24 protein-coding genes and 1 tRNA gene are annotated in these 17,570 nt (G+C 58.7%); 15 read left to right on the top strand and 10 right to left on the bottom strand.

Annotated features, from left to right (window positions below):
- Positions 1-7: 7 nt before the first annotated feature.
- From ACIQWS_RS02600 to yacG, 5 genes are all read left to right on the top strand, one after another.
- Entirely contained in the window at positions 8-493 is a 486-nt protein-coding gene (locus ACIQWS_RS02600) for a UPF0262 family protein (RefSeq protein WP_403169931.1), read from the top strand.
- The gene (locus ACIQWS_RS02605; RefSeq protein WP_223611819.1) at positions 490-969 is read left to right on the top strand and encodes a low molecular weight phosphatase family protein; all 480 of its coding nucleotides are present in this window, start codon (positions 490-492) and stop codon (positions 967-969) included. Before ACIQWS_RS02600 ends, ACIQWS_RS02605 begins: the two co-directional genes overlap by 4 nt.
- A 136-nt stretch (positions 970-1,105) precedes the next feature.
- Positions 1,106-1,324 (top strand): translation initiation factor IF-1, encoded by a 219-nt coding sequence (infA, locus tag ACIQWS_RS02610; RefSeq protein ID WP_008122731.1) that lies wholly within the window; start codon positions 1,106-1,108, stop codon positions 1,322-1,324.
- Positions 1,325-1,383: 59 nt separating this feature from the next.
- Complete coding sequence (locus ACIQWS_RS02615) at positions 1,384-2,010, top strand: Maf-like protein (RefSeq protein WP_403169935.1); 627 nt, start codon at positions 1,384-1,386, stop codon at positions 2,008-2,010.
- Positions 2,011-2,021: 11 nt separating this feature from the next.
- Positions 2,022-2,228 (top strand): DNA gyrase inhibitor YacG, encoded by a 207-nt coding sequence (gene yacG, locus ACIQWS_RS02620; RefSeq protein WP_374042664.1) that lies wholly within the window; start codon positions 2,022-2,024, stop codon positions 2,226-2,228.
- Positions 2,229-2,248: 20 nt separating this feature from the next.
- On the opposite strand, the gene ACIQWS_RS02625 is transcribed toward yacG, so the two are convergent.
- Positions 2,249-3,334 (bottom strand): Gfo/Idh/MocA family protein, encoded by a 1,086-nt coding sequence (locus ACIQWS_RS02625; RefSeq protein WP_403169937.1) that lies wholly within the window; start codon positions 3,332-3,334, stop codon positions 2,249-2,251.
- Positions 3,335-3,525: 191 nt separating this feature from the next.
- Between ACIQWS_RS02625 and ACIQWS_RS02630 the strand changes: the two genes are divergently transcribed.
- Positions 3,526-3,601, top strand: a tRNA-Phe gene (locus tag ACIQWS_RS02630).
- Between the two features lie 105 nt (positions 3,602-3,706).
- Here ACIQWS_RS02630 and ACIQWS_RS02635 read toward each other — a convergent pair.
- Positions 3,707-4,810 carry a glycosyltransferase domain-containing protein gene (locus ACIQWS_RS02635; RefSeq protein ID WP_403169939.1) on the bottom strand — a complete coding sequence of 368 codons (1,104 nt, stop codon included), beginning with the start codon at positions 4,808-4,810 and terminating at the stop codon, positions 3,707-3,709.
- A gap of 19 nt (positions 4,811-4,829) precedes the next feature.
- On the opposite strand from ACIQWS_RS02635, the gene ACIQWS_RS02640 reads away from it, so the two are divergent.
- The gene (locus tag ACIQWS_RS02640; protein ID WP_403169942.1) at positions 4,830-5,675 is read left to right on the top strand and encodes a MipA/OmpV family protein; all 846 of its coding nucleotides are present in this window, start codon (positions 4,830-4,832) and stop codon (positions 5,673-5,675) included.
- A gap of 57 nt (positions 5,676-5,732) precedes the next feature.
- Here ACIQWS_RS02640 and ACIQWS_RS02645 read toward each other — a convergent pair whose 3' ends face one another.
- On the bottom strand, positions 5,733-5,876 hold the full coding sequence (locus tag ACIQWS_RS02645) for a DUF1127 domain-containing protein (RefSeq protein ID WP_223611812.1): 144 nt from the start codon (positions 5,874-5,876) through the stop codon (positions 5,733-5,735).
- A gap of 189 nt (positions 5,877-6,065) precedes the next feature.
- Here ACIQWS_RS02645 and ACIQWS_RS02650 point away from each other — a divergent pair, with 189 nt between their 5' ends.
- From ACIQWS_RS02650 to ACIQWS_RS02680, 7 genes are all read left to right on the top strand, one after another.
- The gene (locus ACIQWS_RS02650; protein ID WP_403169946.1) at positions 6,066-7,367 is read left to right on the top strand and encodes an amidase; all 1,302 of its coding nucleotides are present in this window, start codon (positions 6,066-6,068) and stop codon (positions 7,365-7,367) included.
- Between the two features lie 153 nt (positions 7,368-7,520).
- Entirely contained in the window at positions 7,521-7,832 is a 312-nt protein-coding gene (locus tag ACIQWS_RS02655) for a Dabb family protein (RefSeq protein ID WP_403169949.1), read from the top strand.
- Positions 7,833-7,837: 5 nt separating this feature from the next.
- The gene (locus tag ACIQWS_RS02660) at positions 7,838-9,094 is read left to right on the top strand and encodes a glycerate kinase (protein WP_403169951.1); all 1,257 of its coding nucleotides are present in this window, start codon (positions 7,838-7,840) and stop codon (positions 9,092-9,094) included.
- 136 nt (positions 9,095-9,230) lie between these two features.
- Positions 9,231-9,449 carry a hypothetical protein gene (locus ACIQWS_RS02665; RefSeq protein ID WP_223611805.1) on the top strand — a complete coding sequence of 73 codons (219 nt, stop codon included), beginning with the start codon at positions 9,231-9,233 and terminating at the stop codon, positions 9,447-9,449.
- 536 nt (positions 9,450-9,985) lie between these two features.
- On the top strand, positions 9,986-10,261 hold the full coding sequence (locus ACIQWS_RS02670) for a hypothetical protein (protein WP_403169954.1): 276 nt from the start codon (positions 9,986-9,988) through the stop codon (positions 10,259-10,261).
- A gap of 339 nt (positions 10,262-10,600) precedes the next feature.
- Positions 10,601-10,810 carry a hypothetical protein gene (locus tag ACIQWS_RS02675; RefSeq protein WP_403169956.1) on the top strand — a complete coding sequence of 70 codons (210 nt, stop codon included), beginning with the start codon at positions 10,601-10,603 and terminating at the stop codon, positions 10,808-10,810.
- A 122-nt stretch (positions 10,811-10,932) separates the two neighbouring features.
- Entirely contained in the window at positions 10,933-11,952 is a 1,020-nt protein-coding gene (locus tag ACIQWS_RS02680) for an LLM class flavin-dependent oxidoreductase (protein ID WP_346306015.1), read from the top strand.
- Here ACIQWS_RS02680 and ureG read toward each other — a convergent pair.
- Genes ureG through ureC form a run of 4 tightly spaced genes read right to left on the bottom strand, consistent with a single transcriptional unit; the run spans position 11,949 to position 15,446 of the window.
- Positions 11,949-12,566: an urease accessory protein UreG gene (gene ureG / locus ACIQWS_RS02685; protein ID WP_403169958.1), complete on the bottom strand. Its 618-nt coding sequence runs from the start codon at positions 12,564-12,566 to the stop codon at positions 11,949-11,951. The two genes, ACIQWS_RS02680 and ureG, sit on opposite strands and share 4 nt — an antisense overlap.
- Complete coding sequence (locus tag ACIQWS_RS02690) at positions 12,563-13,252, bottom strand: urease accessory protein UreF (protein ID WP_403177398.1); 690 nt, start codon at positions 13,250-13,252, stop codon at positions 12,563-12,565. The genes ureG and ACIQWS_RS02690 overlap by 4 nt, the downstream gene beginning before the upstream one ends.
- Positions 13,224-13,721, bottom strand: coding sequence for an urease accessory protein UreE (gene ureE, locus ACIQWS_RS02695; RefSeq protein ID WP_346306017.1), 498 nt, complete (start codon positions 13,719-13,721; stop codon positions 13,224-13,226). Before ureE ends, ACIQWS_RS02690 begins: the two co-directional genes overlap by 29 nt.
- A gap of 12 nt (positions 13,722-13,733) precedes the next feature.
- Positions 13,734-15,446, bottom strand: a complete 1,713-nt coding sequence (ureC, locus tag ACIQWS_RS02700; RefSeq protein ID WP_403169961.1) for an urease subunit alpha — start codon at positions 15,444-15,446, stop codon at positions 13,734-13,736.
- Between the two features lie 187 nt (positions 15,447-15,633).
- Here ureC and ACIQWS_RS02705 point away from each other — a divergent pair, with 187 nt between their 5' ends.
- Positions 15,634-16,002 (top strand): hypothetical protein, encoded by a 369-nt coding sequence (locus ACIQWS_RS02705; protein ID WP_403169964.1) that lies wholly within the window; start codon positions 15,634-15,636, stop codon positions 16,000-16,002.
- Positions 16,003-16,034: 32 nt separating this feature from the next.
- On the opposite strand, the gene ACIQWS_RS02710 is transcribed toward ACIQWS_RS02705, so the two are convergent.
- The 3 genes from ACIQWS_RS02710 to ACIQWS_RS02720 are packed head-to-tail and all read right to left on the bottom strand — an operon-like array spanning position 16,035 to position 17,535.
- Positions 16,035-16,340, bottom strand: coding sequence for an urease subunit beta (locus ACIQWS_RS02710; protein WP_346306020.1), 306 nt, complete (start codon positions 16,338-16,340; stop codon positions 16,035-16,037).
- 8 nt (positions 16,341-16,348) lie between these two features.
- Positions 16,349-16,651 carry an urease subunit gamma gene (locus ACIQWS_RS02715; protein WP_105736392.1) on the bottom strand — a complete coding sequence of 101 codons (303 nt, stop codon included), beginning with the start codon at positions 16,649-16,651 and terminating at the stop codon, positions 16,349-16,351.
- Positions 16,652-16,701: 50 nt separating this feature from the next.
- A complete protein-coding gene (locus ACIQWS_RS02720; RefSeq protein WP_403169967.1) occupies positions 16,702-17,535 on the bottom strand; it encodes an urease accessory protein UreD in 834 nt (277 codons plus the stop codon).
- Positions 17,536-17,570: the final 35 nt, after the last annotated feature.

Raw genomic sequence — 17,570 nt, forward strand, 5'->3', positions numbered from 1 at the left:
GGTGACAATGACAGCAACGGGCAATACCGATGCGCGATTGATCGATGTGGAGCTGGACGAGACCATCGGCCGCTCCACGCCCGATGTCGAGCATGAGCGCGCCGTTGCCATCTTTGATCTCATTGAGGAAAACAGCTTCCGTCCTGTCAATGACGATGGGATGGGCCCCTATCGCCTGAGACTGTCACTGATCGAGTCGCGTCTCGTCTTTGCCATTTCGCGCGAGGCCGGCGATGATGTGGTCACCCATATTCTGTCGCTGACGCCATTGCGCAAGGTGGTGAAGGATTACTTCATGATCTGCGAGAGCTATTACGAGGCCATCCGCTCATCCAGTCCCAGCAAGATCGAAGCCATCGATATGGGGAGGCGGGGGCTGCACAATGAAGGATCGCAAGCGCTGATGGATCGCCTGAACGGCAAGATCGAGGTGGATTTCGATACCGCCCGCCGCCTCTTTACCCTGGTGTGTGTGCTGCATTGGCGGGGATGAGCGGACCAGTGGGCGCCGAACCCGACAAGCTCCCGGACGGGCAGGAGCCTGCCAAACGGAGCATGCCCGGTGCGGTGCTGTTCATCTGCGGCATGAACTCCATCCGTTCGCCCATTGCCGAAACGCTGGCCCGCAGCCTGCTGCCGCCCCGGGTCTATGTTGCCTCGGCCGGTGTCGAAAAAGGCGAACCGGACCCATTCGTCGATGCCGTGCTGGAAGAACTCGGGTTGAAGCGCATTTCCCTGCATCCGCGCACCTTCGAAGAGCTTGAGGACGACTATTTCGACCTGATCATCACGCTGTCGCCCAAGGCCCATCACATGGCGCTGGAGCTGACGCGAACGACATCGGTCCATGTGGAATATTGGCCTACACCCGATCCGACGCTGGTGCGCGGGCGCCGTGACCAGATCATGGAGGCCTACCGCGACGTGCGCGACAACCTCAAACACCATATTCAAGCGCGTTTCGGCTAGGCAATTCGAACCTTTGTCAGCCCGTGCACAATTGCATTGAACTCCCTTGTTCACAAATGCCGCGCAATACTATAGGTTCCGCCCAAAATTGCGGTCGAGTGTGACCGCAAATTCCTTTCTGGAGATAGAACTACGCATGGCGAAAGAAGAAGTACTAGAGTTTCCCGGTCTCGTGACGGAGCTGCTGCCCAACGCGATGTTCCGGGTCAAGCTTGAAAACGATCATGAAATCATTGCTCACACGGCCGGCCGTATGCGCAAGAACCGCATCCGCGTTCTGGCGGGTGACAAGGTCCTTGTCGAGATGACCCCATACGATCTGACCAAGGGTCGCATTACCTACCGCTTCAAATAACAGTCCTCCCGGCTTCGGCCTGACTTGTCCGCAGGACACGAATTTCCAGGAATGCGTTCATGAGCGATCAACACAAACTGGTTCTGGCATCCGGCTCGCCGCGCCGTCTGGCGCTACTGGGTCAGATCGGCCTGGAGCCCGATCGCCTGTTGCCCGCCGACGTGGACGAAACGCCTTTGCGTGCCGAGCACCCGCGTTCGCTCGCACGCCGTCTGTCGCGCCTCAAGGCCGAAAAGGTGGCAGACGAGTTGAAAGGTGACGCGGACCTTGGCAAGTCCTACATCATCGCTGCCGATACCGTAGTGGCGGTTGGCCGCCGCATTCTGCCCAAGGCTGAAATTCTCGACGACGCAACCAGTTGCCTGCGCCTTTTGTCCGGCCGTTCGCACCGCGTTTTCACCGGTCTTTGCCTTGTCACGCCGAAGGGCAAGATCCGTCAGGATCTGATCGAAACCCGGGTGCGCTTCAAGCGTCTTTCGCGCGAGGAGCTGGAGAGCTATCTTGCATCGGGTGAATGGCGCGGAAAAGCCGGTGGCTACGCCATTCAGGGACTTGCGGGCGGTTTTGTGGTCAAGCTTGTCGGCTCCTACAGCAATGTGGTCGGCCTGCCGCTTTACGAGACAGCCGGTCTCCTGCATGGCGAGGGTTATCCCGTCTATGCCAACTGGCAATCATCGGCACACTAGGTCTTGGACTGATGGACGAAAACAACAGCGCGGCGAAGGTAACGCCATTGCGGCCGACACGGCCATGCCCGGAATGCAAACGGCCGTCACAGCGGGAGCACTATCCCTTCTGCTCGAGCCGCTGCCGCAACGTCGATCTCAATCGCTGGCTGACGGGTGCCTATGTTCTTCCGGCGGTTGAAAGCGCCGACGACAGCGAAGACGACACCGAACGCTGAACGCACCGCCGTGAAACGTTTCAGAGCTTGATCACACGCGGTGTGGCGGGCTGTGCCAGCACGATATTGATCGCACGCAACACATGGATGCTGTCGCTCAGGGGCATGGTCCTTGCGCTTGTTTCACCCTTGCGCATGGCGTCCATCACCGCCATGGCTTCAAACTGCCGGCCATTGCCTTCAAACGGATAGTCTTCGCTCCTGCGCCCGGGGACCGGCAGGCGATCAAGCAGCCTGCCAAGCAGGCCTCCCGACCGTTTCAGCGGGCCGAAGGGTGTCGCGACCAGGAAGGGCCGGTACATCGTCAGCCGCTGCGCCTTGTCAAACGGGGCATCCAGCCGCAGCGTGCCCTGCGTTCCCTCGATGACGCAATGATTCGCGCCGTTGCGATCAAAACCGCAGGACAGGATCGCGTCGGCCCCATCATAGTGCAGCGCTATTTCCGAGCTCATATCCACGCCATTCGGCGCGGCATGCCACAGGCCGGATACTTTTTGCGGCTGGCCGAGAAAATGCATCGCCAGGGAGACGCCGTGGATGCCGAGATCCAGCGTAGCACCGCCGCCGAGGGACCGATTGAACAGCCGGTTTTCCGGGGTGTAGTCCTCGGCATGGGCGAGTTCCGCGGTGATTCGGCGAATCGTTCCGATCTCGCCCGCATCGATTTTCGCTTTGGCCGCCACGACAGCCGGCAGGAAGCGGGTCTCCATGGCTTCCATGGCAAAGACCTTGATCCGGGCTGCTTCGCGCTGGATGACCGAGGCTTCCGTGTGGGATGGCGCAATGGGCTTTTCCGTGAGGATGGCCTTGCCGGAGCGCACGGCCTTCAGGGCCTGCGCCAGATGGATGGAATTGGGTGTGGCGATATAGACGGCATCGACCGCCGGGTCCGCCAGCAGGGAATCAAGATCGCCATAGGCACACTTGCTGCCAAATGCATCGCGAAACTGTTCGGCATCGGCGAGCGAGCGGGAATGATTGGCGGCGATGAAGGCCTGCGGAACAAACGCAAGATCGGCGGCAAATCGCTGAGCGATCTCGCCGCTGCCGATGATTCCCCAGCCAAAAGCACTGCTCCTGGCAGCTTTGTCCCCCGTTTCATCCATGAAATGCGAATCCTGTCTCTTTGGATAATAAACAACGCATCAATGCATGCTGTTTGCAAGAGGCAGAAAAACGGCAAAAAATTCGTCAGTTGATGCTGGACAGGGGGATTTTTAGTGTTATAACCCACCCGCTTCTGACGGAAAATCAACGCTGTCAGAAAGGCTTGCCGGATAACGGAAATGCCTGAAGTGCCCAGATAGCTCAGTTGGTAGAGCAGCGGATTGAAAATCCGCGTGTCCGTGGTTCGAATCCGCGTCTGGGCACCACTTCTTTCTCAATAAGACCAATAGTTTGCTTGATAGCCACGGCGGATATCCGCCGCTTTCATATTGCGTCGTGGTGCAGCAGGCATCAGGGCCATAGAATGGCAATCACTTATACGATCGGCCTTCGCTTATGCCGTAATGCAAGTAATGTTCACGCGGATTTACCGCGGCAGCAGCGACGTCCTGATTGAGTTCCAGATACCTGTTATCTTCGAAGTCTCGCGGCAGCCTTTGGCTGTTCAAAACAGTTGGCCATTCCATCATTTCGTTTTCGTGCGGCGATCCGAGGATTGGCGATACCTGCAAGCCATGACGCCATTGTATGAAATTGAAGGAGAGCTGGTCGCGTTTCGAGAACTTCAGCACTTCCTCATACCACGCATTCATTGCGGCAACGACCCGCCGCTCATTGTGCTTGCGCAGCAGCAGCGTTCCGACATTCAAACCATTGGTCTGCGGATAACCTAGCTCTCGATAGCGTGCCATTTGCTGCTCGACGATGGATTTTCTGTCATATCCGATATCAACGACAACCCTGGCCTCCTCGTAGGCACAATCTCTCTCAGGATGAACAAACGCCTGCATCATATCTTTCGAGGCCGCAAACTCGTCGAATATGGTCGAGACCGGCTTCTTCAGTTTCACCGTATTGTCGAGATAGAGACTGTATTTGTGGTTGGGGAAATACAGATGCGGTCGAATCTTATAGCCTTTGGATGTCCGGTGCGGATCGAGCGATGAGGCGGGCACGTAAATAACCCGCCAAAAATCTGAGGACAGTTTCGGGTCATCTGTGAAGCAGACGAAATCTGTATTCTCTGGCCGGTCGTACTCAAAGTCTGCGAAACGTTCGGAATACCCAAAAAGGCAAGTATAGACAACGCGCCGCTTATTTTCACGTCGAACTGCACGGAGAAATACTATTCGAAGCTTCGAGAGTGACACCATAATCGTCACTAAATCAGCGGTTGTAAAAAGGCAATACACTCGCAGGCCCGCCGCAGCGATTGCGTCGTTTGCGGGAAGGGCGCGTGTCCCTGTGGATTGTCTCTGGTTTAAAATTGATTCACTGCGTATATCGATTTTTCTGTCGTTTCCGTTCAGAAGGTGACTTATATCATTCAAGCGCCTATTTTCTCTGATGAGAATGGCGCTGGCATTGGCCAGGGAAATGAATTTTGCTGGTGGGGCAATCCTGGATGATTGCAAATCGGGACAACCGTTTGAGATGATGTATCGGAGTATAAGGCAATTTGCCGCCGCACTGGCGTGCGCTGGTCTTGTGACCGCCACCGCCCACAGTGCCTTTGCGGCAGATTCTGACCCGATTGCCAGCGACGGCAAACCCGTCAATCCGGCGCGCTGGATCGTGACGGTTGGCGCCAGCGTCGAATATGGCAGCAAGTTTGAAGGTGCACGCGCCAACGGCTTCGGTTTCATGCCGTCCTTCGATATCCGGCGTGGCGATGAGCCCGAGGGCATGAGTGCGCCCGACGACAATATCGACTATACGCTGCTGACCCTCGGCGGGCTGGAGATCGGCCCTGTCATCGGTTTCCGGTCCGGTCGTTCCCATTCGGATGATCGGGGCTTTGTCGGCCTGCGCCATGTGTCATGGACCGTGGATGGCGGCGTGTTCGCGCAGTTCTGGCCGATCCAGGATCGTTTGCGCGTGCGCGCCGAGGTGAGGCAGGCTTTCAATAATTCCGAGGGGCTCGTCGCCGATCTCTCGGCTGACGTATTCCAGCGCTATAATAAATTTCTGTTCTCTGTCGGGCCCCGCCTGTCGCTTGCCGACAGCACCTATATGCGCAACACCTTCGGTGTGACGGAAGAGGAATCGCACAACAACCACCGCGTCGAGCCGTACACGCCCGGTGGCGGGGTCAAATCATACGGGGTTGTCGCCGCCACCACCTACTCATTCTCCGATGCGTGGAGTGTGCAGGTGTTCGGCCGGTATGACCGGCTGGCGGGCGATGCGGAGGATAGTCCGATTGTGCCGAAACTCGGGTCCAAGGACCAGAAGGCAATCGGCGTGACCTGGAATTACTCGTTCGGCGTCGGTCACTGAAGCAGGCCGATAACGGCCTGCTCGATTAAGTCCATATAAATGCAGCTGTTGAAAGGCTCAGTCGCAGGCCTGCCACGCGACGCGGCGGATGTCCGAGCGGGCGATTCCCAGATCGGCGAGATTGCGATCTGTGCACAATCTCAATTCATACAGGTTCTGACGATACTGGCGCCACTTTTGGATATGGTTGCGAAGGCTCATTTGGTATTCCCCTTATTTTTGACCAACCTCCCGGGGAAAATAGTGCGACGCGTCCGGCCACATGAAAATTGCCAATGTTGCATGGCAGCAATGAGCATGCTGCATAGCAATATAACCGGCAATCCGAACCTCCTTTTGAATTTTCAGCAGGCGGCGTTATAGACAATGCAGTTCATGTGGGAGGGGAGGATGCCTTTGTCTCAATCGGCCGGATCTGTGCGTGATAAACTGGAGCAAAGCCTTGCAGCCATCGCTGCTGCAGACGGGCATGCCTTCGTCAAGCTCTATGCCGCCACCGCCCGTGCGGAGGCGGACGCCTCGGACCGGCGGATGCGCGAGGGGACCAGCCTTGGCGGCCTCGATGGTCGGATCGTTTCGATCAAGGATCTGTTCGATGTGGCTGGCGAACCGACGCTCGCTGGCTCGCGCATGCGCCAGCGTGCGCCTGCCCCGGTCAAGGATGCGGTGATCGTCGAGCGTTTGCGGCGCTCCGGTGCTGTCATTGTCGGCAAGACCATCATGACCGAGTTTGCCTTCACTGCCGTTGGCCTCAATCCGCACTATCCCATCGCCGGAAATGCCTGCGACAGCCGCCGCATTGCTGGCGGATCGTCGACCGGCGCCGGGGTTTCTGTCGCCGATGGCACGAGTGAGATTTCCATAGGGTCGGACACGGGCGGGTCCATCCGCATTCCCGCGGCGCTGAATGGTGTTGCCGGTTTCAAGCCCACGGCAAAGCGCATTCCCCTGCAGGGTGCTTTTCCCTTGGCGCCAAGTCTTGACTCCGTTGGTCCCTTGGCGCGCTCGGTCGCCGATTGCGCCGTGGCGGATGCGGTGATGGCGGGCGAGGCCCCGGATGTCCCTGAACCCCTGTCCCTTACCGGCCTGCGCGTCGGCCTGCCGCAGGGGGAGGTTCTCTCCGCAATGGAACCGGTTATCGCTCGGGCATTCGAGGAAAGCCTGCAGCGATGCGAAAAAGCCGGAGCGATCCTGGTGGAATGCACGCTGGATGAACTGGTCGATGAAATGGCTGAGGCGACGTCGGTCGGCTCCATTGCCGGGATCGAAGGCAGCCGGGTCCATGCGGACTGGCTGAATGAGACCGGGCTTGATGTGGATCAGCGCGTTCAAAAGCCGCTGCTGCGCCGCCTGGGCGTTTCGGAAGCCGACTACATCGGCGTGATGCAAAAGCGGCAGGCGCTGGTGCGAAAAATGGACCGGTATATTGCCGCCTATGATCTCCTGGCTCTGCCGACGGTGCCGATGACGGCTCCGCTGATCGCTGACGTAAGCGAGAACGAGGAATTCTACAAACGCACGGAAGGCCTCTTGTTGCGCAACCCGCAGATTGCCAACCAGTTCGATTTGACCGCGATCAGCATTCCCATGCCGGGCCTGGCATTGCCCGGAGGGCTGATGCTGTTTGCCCGGCATGGCGCGGATCGTCGCCTGTTGTCGATGGCCATGTCGGTGGAACGATTGTTCGGTTAGGTTCAGTCCAGAGAAATTTGCGCAGGAGGCGGAAATAGCGCTCGCAATTTTCGGCAATCCCGTCAGGATACGCGTCGATTGATCCGAGATAATGCCAGGCCTTGCTGTTTCACCGCACAATCGGGCCGCCAACAACCAGTGAAAGTCTCTTCCGTGATACGCCATTGTGTTTTTATTCGTTTTCGCGGTGAAGTCGCCGCCGCTACCCGCCAGGACATATACAACGATCTTGCAAAGCTTTGTGGAAAACTGCCCGGCGTCCTGTCCTTTCATGCCGGTGCCAATGTCAGTCCGGAAACCGGCATGGACAAAGGCTTCAGCGAAGGCTTCATCATCGATTTCGCCGATGCGGATGCGCGTGACACCTACCTTGACGACGCCGGGCACAGGGCTATCGGCGGGCGCATTGTTGCCGCCGCTGCCGACGGCGTTCAGGGTGTTTTTGTCTTTGATCTGGATATGTGACGCGCATGCAGGATAAGGAATTTTTCAAAAAGCTGTTTGAAGCCGCCGTCGCCGCCGCTGATCCGCAGCGCACAATTGCCGCGCATCTGCCGGAAAAGCCCAAGGGCCGGACCATTGTGATTGGTGCGGGCAAGGGATCGGCGCAGATGGCAAGCGCCTTTGAAAAGGCCTGGGATGGCCCGCTGGAAGGCGTGGTGGTCACCCGTTACGGCTTTGGGGTTGCGTGCGAGCGCATCGAAATCATCGAAGCGTCGCATCCCGTGCCGGATGCGGCGGGTCTTGTTGCCTCGAAGCGGCTGCTCGAAACCGTTTCGGGCCTGACCAGCGATGATCTGGTGGTCGCGCTGATCTCAGGCGGCGGGTCGGCCTTGCTGCCATCGCCGCCGGAAGGCATGACCCTCGATGACGAGATCGCTGTCAACAGGGCGCTGCTCGCTTCGGGCGCGCCGATTTCCGCGATGAACGCCGTGCGCAAACATCTCTCCACGATCAAGGGTGGAAGGTTGGCTGCCGCCGCCTATCCCGCCCGCGTCTTTTCATTGATCGTGTCCGATATACCCGGCGACAATCCGGCGTTTGTTGCATCAGGTCCGACCGTTGCCGACGCCATAACCCGCGAGGATGCCCTGCGGATCGTCGAGCGCTACAGTCTCGCTCTGCCAGCGGCAGCCCTGAAACACCTGCAGTCGGCAGCAGCCGACGCGCCCAAGCCGTCAGATGCGGTATTCGCGTCGCATGAGCACCGGGTCATTGCCTCCGCTGCCGTTTCGCTGGAAGCGTCGGCCGATGCCGCCCGTTCACTTGGCGTGGAGGCGGTCGTGTTGTCCGATGCCATTGAAGGCGAGGCGCGCGAGGTGGCGCACATGCATTCGGCGCTGGCCAAGCAGGTGCTGGCCAAAAATCAGCCGTTTGTCAAACCCGTGGTCCTGCTTTCCGGCGGTGAAACCACGGTGACCGTGCGGGGAAAAGGCAAGGGCGGCCGCAACAGCGAGTTCCTGCTGTCCCTGGCGCTCGATATCGACGGATATGACGGTATCAGCGCCTTTGCGGCGGACACCGACGGGATCGATGGCTCGGAGGACAATGCCGGGGCCTTTGCCGACAGCGGCAGCATCGCGCGGCTTTTGGCGAAAGGGCTCGACGCATCCGCCTTTCTCAACGGCAATGATGCCTGGTCGGCGTTCAATGCCATCGGCGATCTCTTCGTCCCGGGACCAACCGGCACCAATGTCAATGACCTCAGGGCGATCCTCATTCGCTAGGGAACGCCTGCCCGGTTTTCAAGGACCGGGCCCGCGCTTTATTTGACGCTCGATGGCTTGGATTGGGTGGTCAAGCGGGCGCGATTGTCCTAAGTGTCGCTTGGGCGGCTCTTTCATGCAAACAAAGGAATGTCGAATGCGCATTGCATTACCCTTGGCTGTCTTGTCTCTTCTGGCCCTTGCGGCCTGCAGCACAAGCACGAGTACCAGCACGAGCAACAGTCCGAAAGCAGCAGCGGATGCCCTGTCGCCGGCGAAGGACACGCATTTTGTTCCGCCTCCCAAGTCCCTGACCCAGAAGGCCGTTCCGTCAAAAGTTCCCGAGACACCGGGCGCGCAGAACGCGGTGCAGTAAAACCTGGATACACCTGCAAAGACTTGAATGTTTTTCAAAACACCGGCCCGCGAGATCAAACTCCGGCCGGTGTTTTCGTCTGGCGTGTTGCTTGAGGGAAGTGTGGGAAGCCCTGAAACAACAAAACCCACCGCGGGAGGAGGTGCGGTGGGTTTCGTTGGTTATGGAAGGCCTTCTGGGAGGAGAAGAGGCCAACCGTTTCGACAGAGCCGGGAGGAGGTGACGCTGTCGAAAATTCCTGATCCAACAATAACTCCATTGATGTGATTTAATACAGATAATATTGCATAGCAGCAATGCGCCTGGTGCAATGCAGCAAAGAAGCGTTCAATTATCACCTGGCCATCACGCCGAGTTGAGCGCGCGAACGGAACTTTCGGGCATCCTGATTCGTTAATGCTTCGTAAAGAGGCCGATGATGAAAGCATCGGACCTCCGCAATCGAGGCCGAGAAGATGCGTAAAATATCTGCGTCAGTCCTTATGGTAGCAATGATAGCGTCGGCATTCTCAATCCAGCCGGCAGGAGCCTTCAGCATGAAGGGGCAGGCCGCAGCGCCGTCCGAGGCCAATGAGATCTACAACAAAAAGTTTGAGCGGGCCGCCTTGCTGGAAGCCAAAGCCTATATTTGCGGAACCGACAGTGCGGCAAGTTTTGCCGCGATGAAAGCCGGAATGGCCGAAACCGGATTGCCGGAAGATATCGCCGTCGAAGTGGTTTCAGACCTTGCTTCCGGCCTGATCGACAAGGCAGTGAAGTCGGGATCAAAAGAAATATGCGGAAAACCACGAGTGCAAATTTCCCGGCTCTGACCGATAAATTTGGGGCCGGAAAAAATAAATGAATGCATTCATGATGTTGTTCGTAAGTAATTACAATTTTATGTAAATTTAAATCAAGGTAAGAAGCTATTTCTAAAAGTTGTGATCATTGCAGGGCTTTTCAAGCGGTGAATTTTGCTAATAATACCGTGAGAAAACTTTCAATATAAACTGCAAGAACAATTAACTACTGAGGAAAATATCCATCAATTGTGCCGTAGAGTTTGTTGATCGTGCGGTCTGCAACGTGGATTTTTATCTGCAATAGTGTGAATGCTTCAAAGAAAAGAAAAAATGGTAGTGCCGCTGGTGGGATCTGGAGAGAATAGCATGAACAAAAGAGTTCAGACGCTGAAAGTATTGAAAACAGAACTCTCGAAACTGTGCGCTATTGCCGATGGTGAAGGCTTTGAAATGATCGCCTATTTCATTGAAACGGCTATCCGTGAGTCCGATGAGCAATTGTCCCAGGAAACACGTGCGCTTGTTGGAATGGAATTGCGTGCCGACGCTGCCGGTCTGCGGGTCCTGAAGAACTGAATACTGGTCCAATTCAGGGTGCTGGGATTCATTATCTTCCGTTGAACATGGCTTCAAATTTTGTGAATCATGAATCGGTTGGCGCGCATTGTGTGCGATGATTGCGCGCCTATATGAAGGCAATGACCCCACTTTCCGTCCTCGACCTTTCACCGGTTCCCGTTGGCAGCACGCCAGGGCAATCCCTCCGCAATTCGCTGGATCTGGCCCAGCATGCCGAACGCCTTGGCTACAACCGATTGTGGCTTGCCGAGCATCACAACATGCGCGGCATTGCGAGTGCGGCGACAGCCGTCGTCATCGCGCATGTGGCTGCCGGCACGTCGACCATTCGCCTCGGCGCCGGCGGTATCATGCTGCCGAACCATGCGCCGCTGATGGTCGCCGAGGCTTTCGGCACGCTCGCGGCGCTGCACCCCGGCCGCATTGATCTCGGCGTTGGCCGCGCGCCCGGCACAGATCAGATCACCGCCCATGCCCTGCGCCGTAATCTTGAGCAGGACATCAACGGTTTTCCGCAGGATGTGGTGGAACTGATGGGCTATTTCCGCGAACCGGAACCCGGCCAGAAAGTCCAGGCCGTACCGGGTGCGGGCCTCGATGTTCCGGTCTGGATTTTGGGTTCGAGCCTGTTTGGCGCCCAGCTGGCGGCAGCCCTCGGGCTGCCCTATGCCTTCGCCTCGCATTTTGCCCCGGCCGAGATGGAACGGGCAGTGGAGATTTACCGTGCGCGTTTCGAACCGTCCGAACATCTGGAAAAGCCCTATGTGATGCTGGGGCTGAACGTTTTTGCAGCGGCAACGGATGATGAAGCACACTTGTTGAAAAGCTCGCAGCAGCAGGCATTCGTCAATCTGCGTACGGGCATGCCGGGGCCCTTGCCCGCGCCTGTCGAAGGCTATGAGGAAACACTCGACCTGCACGCGCGGGCGATTTTGCGCCAGTCGCTGTCGTGCACGGTCGCTGGCTCACCGTTGACCGTCAAGGCGGGTGTCGAAGAGTTCATCCGGCGCACAGGCGCCGATGAAATCATGGCGACGGGCCACATATTCGATCACAAGGCGCGGATTCGGTCCTATGAAATTCTCGCCGAGGTCATGATCGCAGGGCAGCAGGCCGAGCCTGCACGGGCCAGCGGCTAAGGCCGCAGACCCCCTGCGGTCTCAATGAATGCGATGACCTCGTCAAGCCCGTTGCGCCGCAGCATGTCGGTGAAAACATAGGGCTTGACCCCGCGCTGCAGCTTCGTGTCGGCATCCATGACATCAAGATCGGCACCGACATAGGGTGCCAGATCCTTTTTGTTGATGATCAGGAGGTCGGAGCGGGTGATGCCGGGGCCGCCCTTGCGCGGTATTTTTTCGCCCTGGCAGACCGAGATGACATAGATCGTCAGATCGGCGAGATCGGGCGAGAATGTTGCGGCCAGATTGTCGCCGCCGGATTCGATGAAGACGATATCGAGGTCCGGATGGCGCTTGTTCATCTCGGCAATCGCCTGCAGATTGATCGTGGCATCTTCTCGAATAGCCGTGTGCGGGCAGCCGCCGGTCTCCACACCCATGATCCGGTCTTCGGGCAGGGCCTGCAGGCGGCTGAGGATCAGTGCATCTTCCTTGGTATAGATGTCATTGGTCACGACGGCGACGGAGTAGCGGTCGCGCATCGCTTTGCACAACATTTCGGTGACTGTGGTCTTGCCGGAGCCAACGGGGCCGCCAATCCCGACGCGAAGCGGTCCATTCTGTGAGATCATGAGCGGAAAACCCTCGAATATTGTGTTTCATGCTGCATCGCCATGATGTCCGACAGGATCGCTGCCGATCCCAAATCATCGAGGCTTGAGGCGGCGGCGCGTTGCGCAACCGCCAGGATCGGCTGTTCCAGTGCCGCCATCAGCGCGACTCCGTGGCTTTGGCCAAGCGGAACAAGCCGCACCGCACCCTGAATAAGGTTGGAAATGACCGCATGCAGAAAGGCGGCCAGCCCTGGCTGCAGCGCCACGCCATTGCCGGCAGCGGCAATGGCAACCGCAACGGGGTAGGGCATTTCGCTGCTCGTGCCCGATTGGTCTGCACCCCAGTGCGCGATGGCTTGCAGGAAAGCGCTGCCTTGCAGCATGGTTTCCATGTGCCGTTCCCTTGATCCGGCCATGGCCTCGCCGAGGGTTGCAATGGGCTGGCAATCCCCGCCCGCCTGCGCCTCATGCCAGCTGGCGGTAAACAGCACGGCGTCGTTCCAGACGGAGCCGTGATGCAGGAGGTCGATCAGCCAGGCATGCAGCGTATCCTTGTCGCGGATCAGTCCGTCATGGATCGCCCGTTCAATGCCATGGCTGTAGGAAAAGGCGCCAACGGGAAAGGCCGGGGACAGCCAGGTCATGAGCCGCAGCAGCGCGGTGTTTGCGGTAAAATCAGTCATGGGAATGATGGTGATGCCCATGATCATGATGCGCATGATCGTGGTGATCGTGACCATGGCCACTGTGATAGGCGCCGCGCAGCGGATGGAATGGGGCGACAATCTCGGTTACCTTGGCTCCAAGACCTTCCAGCATGGCCTTGATCACATGGTCGCGCAGGATAACGATGCGGTCTTCTTCCAGCTGTGCCGGCAAATGGCGGTTGCCCAGATGCCAGGCCAGTTCCGACAGGTGCTGCCGGTTGCGCGGCGTCACTTCGTAGAGGACTTCCTCGGCGGCGATAATCTCCGCCATCCTTCCATCGTCGAGGACAAGGACGTCGCCATGGGTGAAGGCGATTGGATCGGGCAGGTCGATCAGGATCTGCTCGCCCCGTTGCAGGGTTAGGACCTTGCGGCGCAGATGCCTCTCGTCATGCGCCAGGACGATATGGTCGAAGGGCGTGCCGCTGTAGTGACCGGCATGCGCATGGCCTGTGACGCGTTTCATGGTTCATTCTCCTCAGAACAGGAAATAGCGCTGCGCCATGGGCAGCACTGTCGCCGGTTCGCATGTCAGAAGTTCGCCGTCGGCGCGCACTTCATAGGTTTCAGGGTCAACTTCCACGTGCGGCGTGGCGTCATTATGGATCATCGATGCCTTTGAAATGCCGCCACGGGTGTTCTCGACGCCGATCAAGCGCTTGTCCGTTCCAAGCGACTGGCGCAGGCCTGCCTCAATCGATGCCTTGCTGACAAAGACAACGGAGGAATTGGAGACATTCTTGCCGAAGGTGCCGAACATGGGGCGGTAATGCACCGGCTGCGGCGTCGGGATGGATGCATTGGGGTCGCCCATCGGAGCGGCGGCGATGGAGCCGCCCAGCAGCACCATGTCGGGTTTGACGCCGAAGAAGGCCGGGTTCCACAGAACGAGATCAGCACGCTTGCCCACCTCGATCGATCCGATATGCCGGGACACACCCTGCGCAATCGCCGGATTGATCGTGTATTTGGCAATATAACGTTTCACGCGGAAATTATCGTTGTCGCCGGTTTCCTGCGGCAGACTGCCGCGCTGACGCTTCATCTTGTCGGCGGTCTGCCATGTGCGGATCAGAACTTCGCCGACGCGGCCCATGGCCTGGCTGTCCGACGAGATGATCGAAAAGGCGCCGATATCGTGCAGGATATCTTCGGCCGCAATGGTTTCCTTGCGGATGCGGCTTTCGGCGAACGCCACGTCTTCGGGGATCGACGACGACAGGTGATGGCAGACCATCAGCATGTCGAGATGTTCGGCAATGGTGTTCTTCGTGTAAGGCCGTGTCGGATTCGTCGACGAGGGAATGACATTGGGCAGGCCGCAGATCTTGATGATGTCAGGCGCATGCCCGCCGCCTGCGCCTTCCGTGTGAAAAGCATGGATCGTACGCCCCTTGAACGCGGCAACCGTATCCTCGACAAACCCGCTCTCGTTGAGCGTGTCCGTATGGATCATCACCTGAATGTCGAACCGGTCGGCAACAGTGAGGCAATTGTCGATGGCGGCCGGCGTGGTGCCCCAATCCTCATGCAGTTTCAGCGAGCAGGCGCCGCCGAGGATCATCTCCTCCAGCGCTTTCGGCTGCGAGGCATTGCCCTTGCCCGATAGTCCGAGGTTCATCGGAATGGAATCGAAGGCCTGGATCATCCGTGCCAGATGCCATGGGCCCGGCGTGCAGGTGGTCGCCAGCGTGCCGTGTGCCGGGCCGGTACCGCCGCCGAACATGGTGGTCACGCCCGACATCAGCGCTTCGTCGATCTGCTGCGGGCAGATGAAGTGGATATGCGCGTCCATGCCGCCGGCCGTGAGAATCTTGCCTTCCCCGGCGATGATTTCCGTGCCCGGACCGATGATGATGGTAACGCCCGGCTGCGTGTCGGGATTACCGGCCTTGCCGATGGCGGCAATCAGCCCGTCCTTGAGCCCGACATCCGCCTTGTAGATGCCGGTATGGTCGACGATCAGGGCATTGGTGATGACAGTGTCGACGGCGCCGTCAGCCCGGGCAACCTGGCTCTGTCCCATGCCGTCGCGAATGACCTTGCCGCCGCCGAATTTCACCTCTTCGCCATGGATGGTGAAATCCTTTTCCACTTCAATGAACAGCTCCGTGTCGGCAAGGCGCACCTTGTCGCCGGTTGTCGGGCCGAACATGCGGGCATAGGCGGAGTGGGAGATTTTAGCGGGCATGATGGTTCCCTCCTGGGCTGTAGGTCTGGCACGGTACGCGCACGGCGGTGGGAAACCGGAGCCACATTCCGGCCACGATATCGCCCCGGAATGACCCGATAACTGACCGCTTGAGATCGAATTCCGCAGGTGAACTGCGCCCGTCGTCAAAAGATGATCGTTCGCCAATCACGTGAAAGGAAAAACGATGCGAAAGATGATGATCCTGGCCATGTGTGCCGCTTTCCCGCTCGCCACGTCCGCCGCCTATGCGCAGACTGCGGCACCAGCCACGCCGCAACCGGCCAGCAAGGCCCCGGCGCAATCCGGAACGGTGCCGGTCACGACGATCAACATTGTTGATATCAACGAATTGCCGGAGAGCACAAAAACCCAGGTCAACGATGCCGTGGCCAAGCGCTCCGACAAGGACATGCAGCAGCTGCGCACCTCGATCGATGCATCGCCGCAAGTCTCCGCAGCCCTGAAGGAAAAGGGCCTGACGTCGGCGGCGGTGGTTGTCGCGAGCCTCGATGCCAAGGGCCTTTTGACCCTTGTCACCAAAAAGCCGAGCTGACCGCGCGACAGAGCATTGGGGAAGCTGGTAGGTCAAAGCTTTCCCATGATCTTTTGCTGGAACCCGTAGACGGTCCTGTTTCCGCCAAGCGGCACGAGCGTCACGTCGCGCTCCTGTCCCGGCTCGAACCGCACCGCGGTTCCCGCCGCGATATCCAGCCGCATGCCGCGTGCCTGAGCACGGTCGAATATCAGCGCATTGTTGGTTTCGAAGAAATGATAGTGCGAGCCGACCTGCACGGGACGATCGCCGGTGTTTGCAACCTTTAGTGTTACAGTGGTTGCGCCGGCGTTCAGTTCGATCTCGCCTGCGGAAGGAATGATTTCACCCGGGATCATGGTGTCTCCTAACGGATCGGTTCGTGAACGGTGACGAGCTTGGTGCCGTCGGGGAACGTGGCTTCCACCTGAATGTCGTGGATCATCTCGGGGATGCCTTCCATCACCTGGGCACGGGTGATGACGTGGGCCCCGGCTTCCATAAGTTCGGCAACCGAGCGGCCGTCGCGCGCGCCCTCCACGACAAAATCCGTAATGAGCGCAATGGCTTCCGGATGATTGAGCTTGACGCCGCGTTCAAGGCGGCGGCGGGCGACCATTGCCGCCATGGCAATCAGGAGCTTGTCTTTTTCACGGAGTGTCAGGTTCATTTTGTCCTCTTGGCCATCCCATGTTTGTTCCGTGCACCGCGGCCCAGGTCCTAGATTGACCAGACTTTAGGCACGCCTGCCTTTTGATTCAGCAGTTCGATCAGCGGTATCAGCCGTTTCCGCAGGGAATAGGCATCCCCATCCACCAGCCTCGCAAGAAGCTTGCCAGACCAGGCGGAAGCGCCGCCTTTTTCACCGATTATTTTTCGCGCCGGCTCCAGATGCCGCTCCGCATCATGGTCGAGCAGCAGGATGGTGGCCATTGTCCGCATTCCGCCGAGCAGGGCAGGCCGGGCAAGCATGGCTGCCGTATCGGGACCAATCGCAAAGTCTTCGGCGTGAACCAGCCTGTCCTGCAGGTAGATGCGCCAACGGTCGCGGAAGGTACAGGTCTGGACGTCCTCGCCCATCGCCTTGCGGCCGAACACCACCGGCTCGATGATCAGCGCGCGGCCCGTTCCGGCCAGCCGCGCCGTCAGCGTTCGCTTCAGAGCCGAGCGCTCGAACAGGATCGTCTCCTGCGGCAGCCAGGCGAGACTGGCGTTCTCGCCAACCGACAGCGTGGTTTCCACCTGGGCAACAGAAAACGAGGCTTTGTAGATACGCTCGCAAGCCTGCGTGGTGATCTGCGCATGGCAGTCATTGCCCGCATCGAACTGCCAGTGCATGTCGTCGCCGCCGGTGAGGCCGCCGGATGTGTTGATCATCACGGCTTCCAGCGCCGCATCGTCCCGGTCCGGCAGCCGGATTTTCGCGCAGCCTTCCTGATAGAGCGTCGCAATGCGCGTACGCCCGTTGACGGGTTTCACAGCCAGCCGGGCGTGCCCGTAGGCGCGCTGCGGCCTGGTTTCTGGTATCAGGTCAAGGCACGGGTGAACGTTCATACCGCAAGGCTAGCGCAGCCCAGCGGGGTGGGAAA

Origin of the sequence: Phyllobacterium sp. NPDC097923 (assembly GCF_044760925.1) — a bacterium.
GTDB classification, from domain to species: Bacteria; Pseudomonadota; Alphaproteobacteria; order Rhizobiales; family Rhizobiaceae; genus Phyllobacterium; species Phyllobacterium calauticae.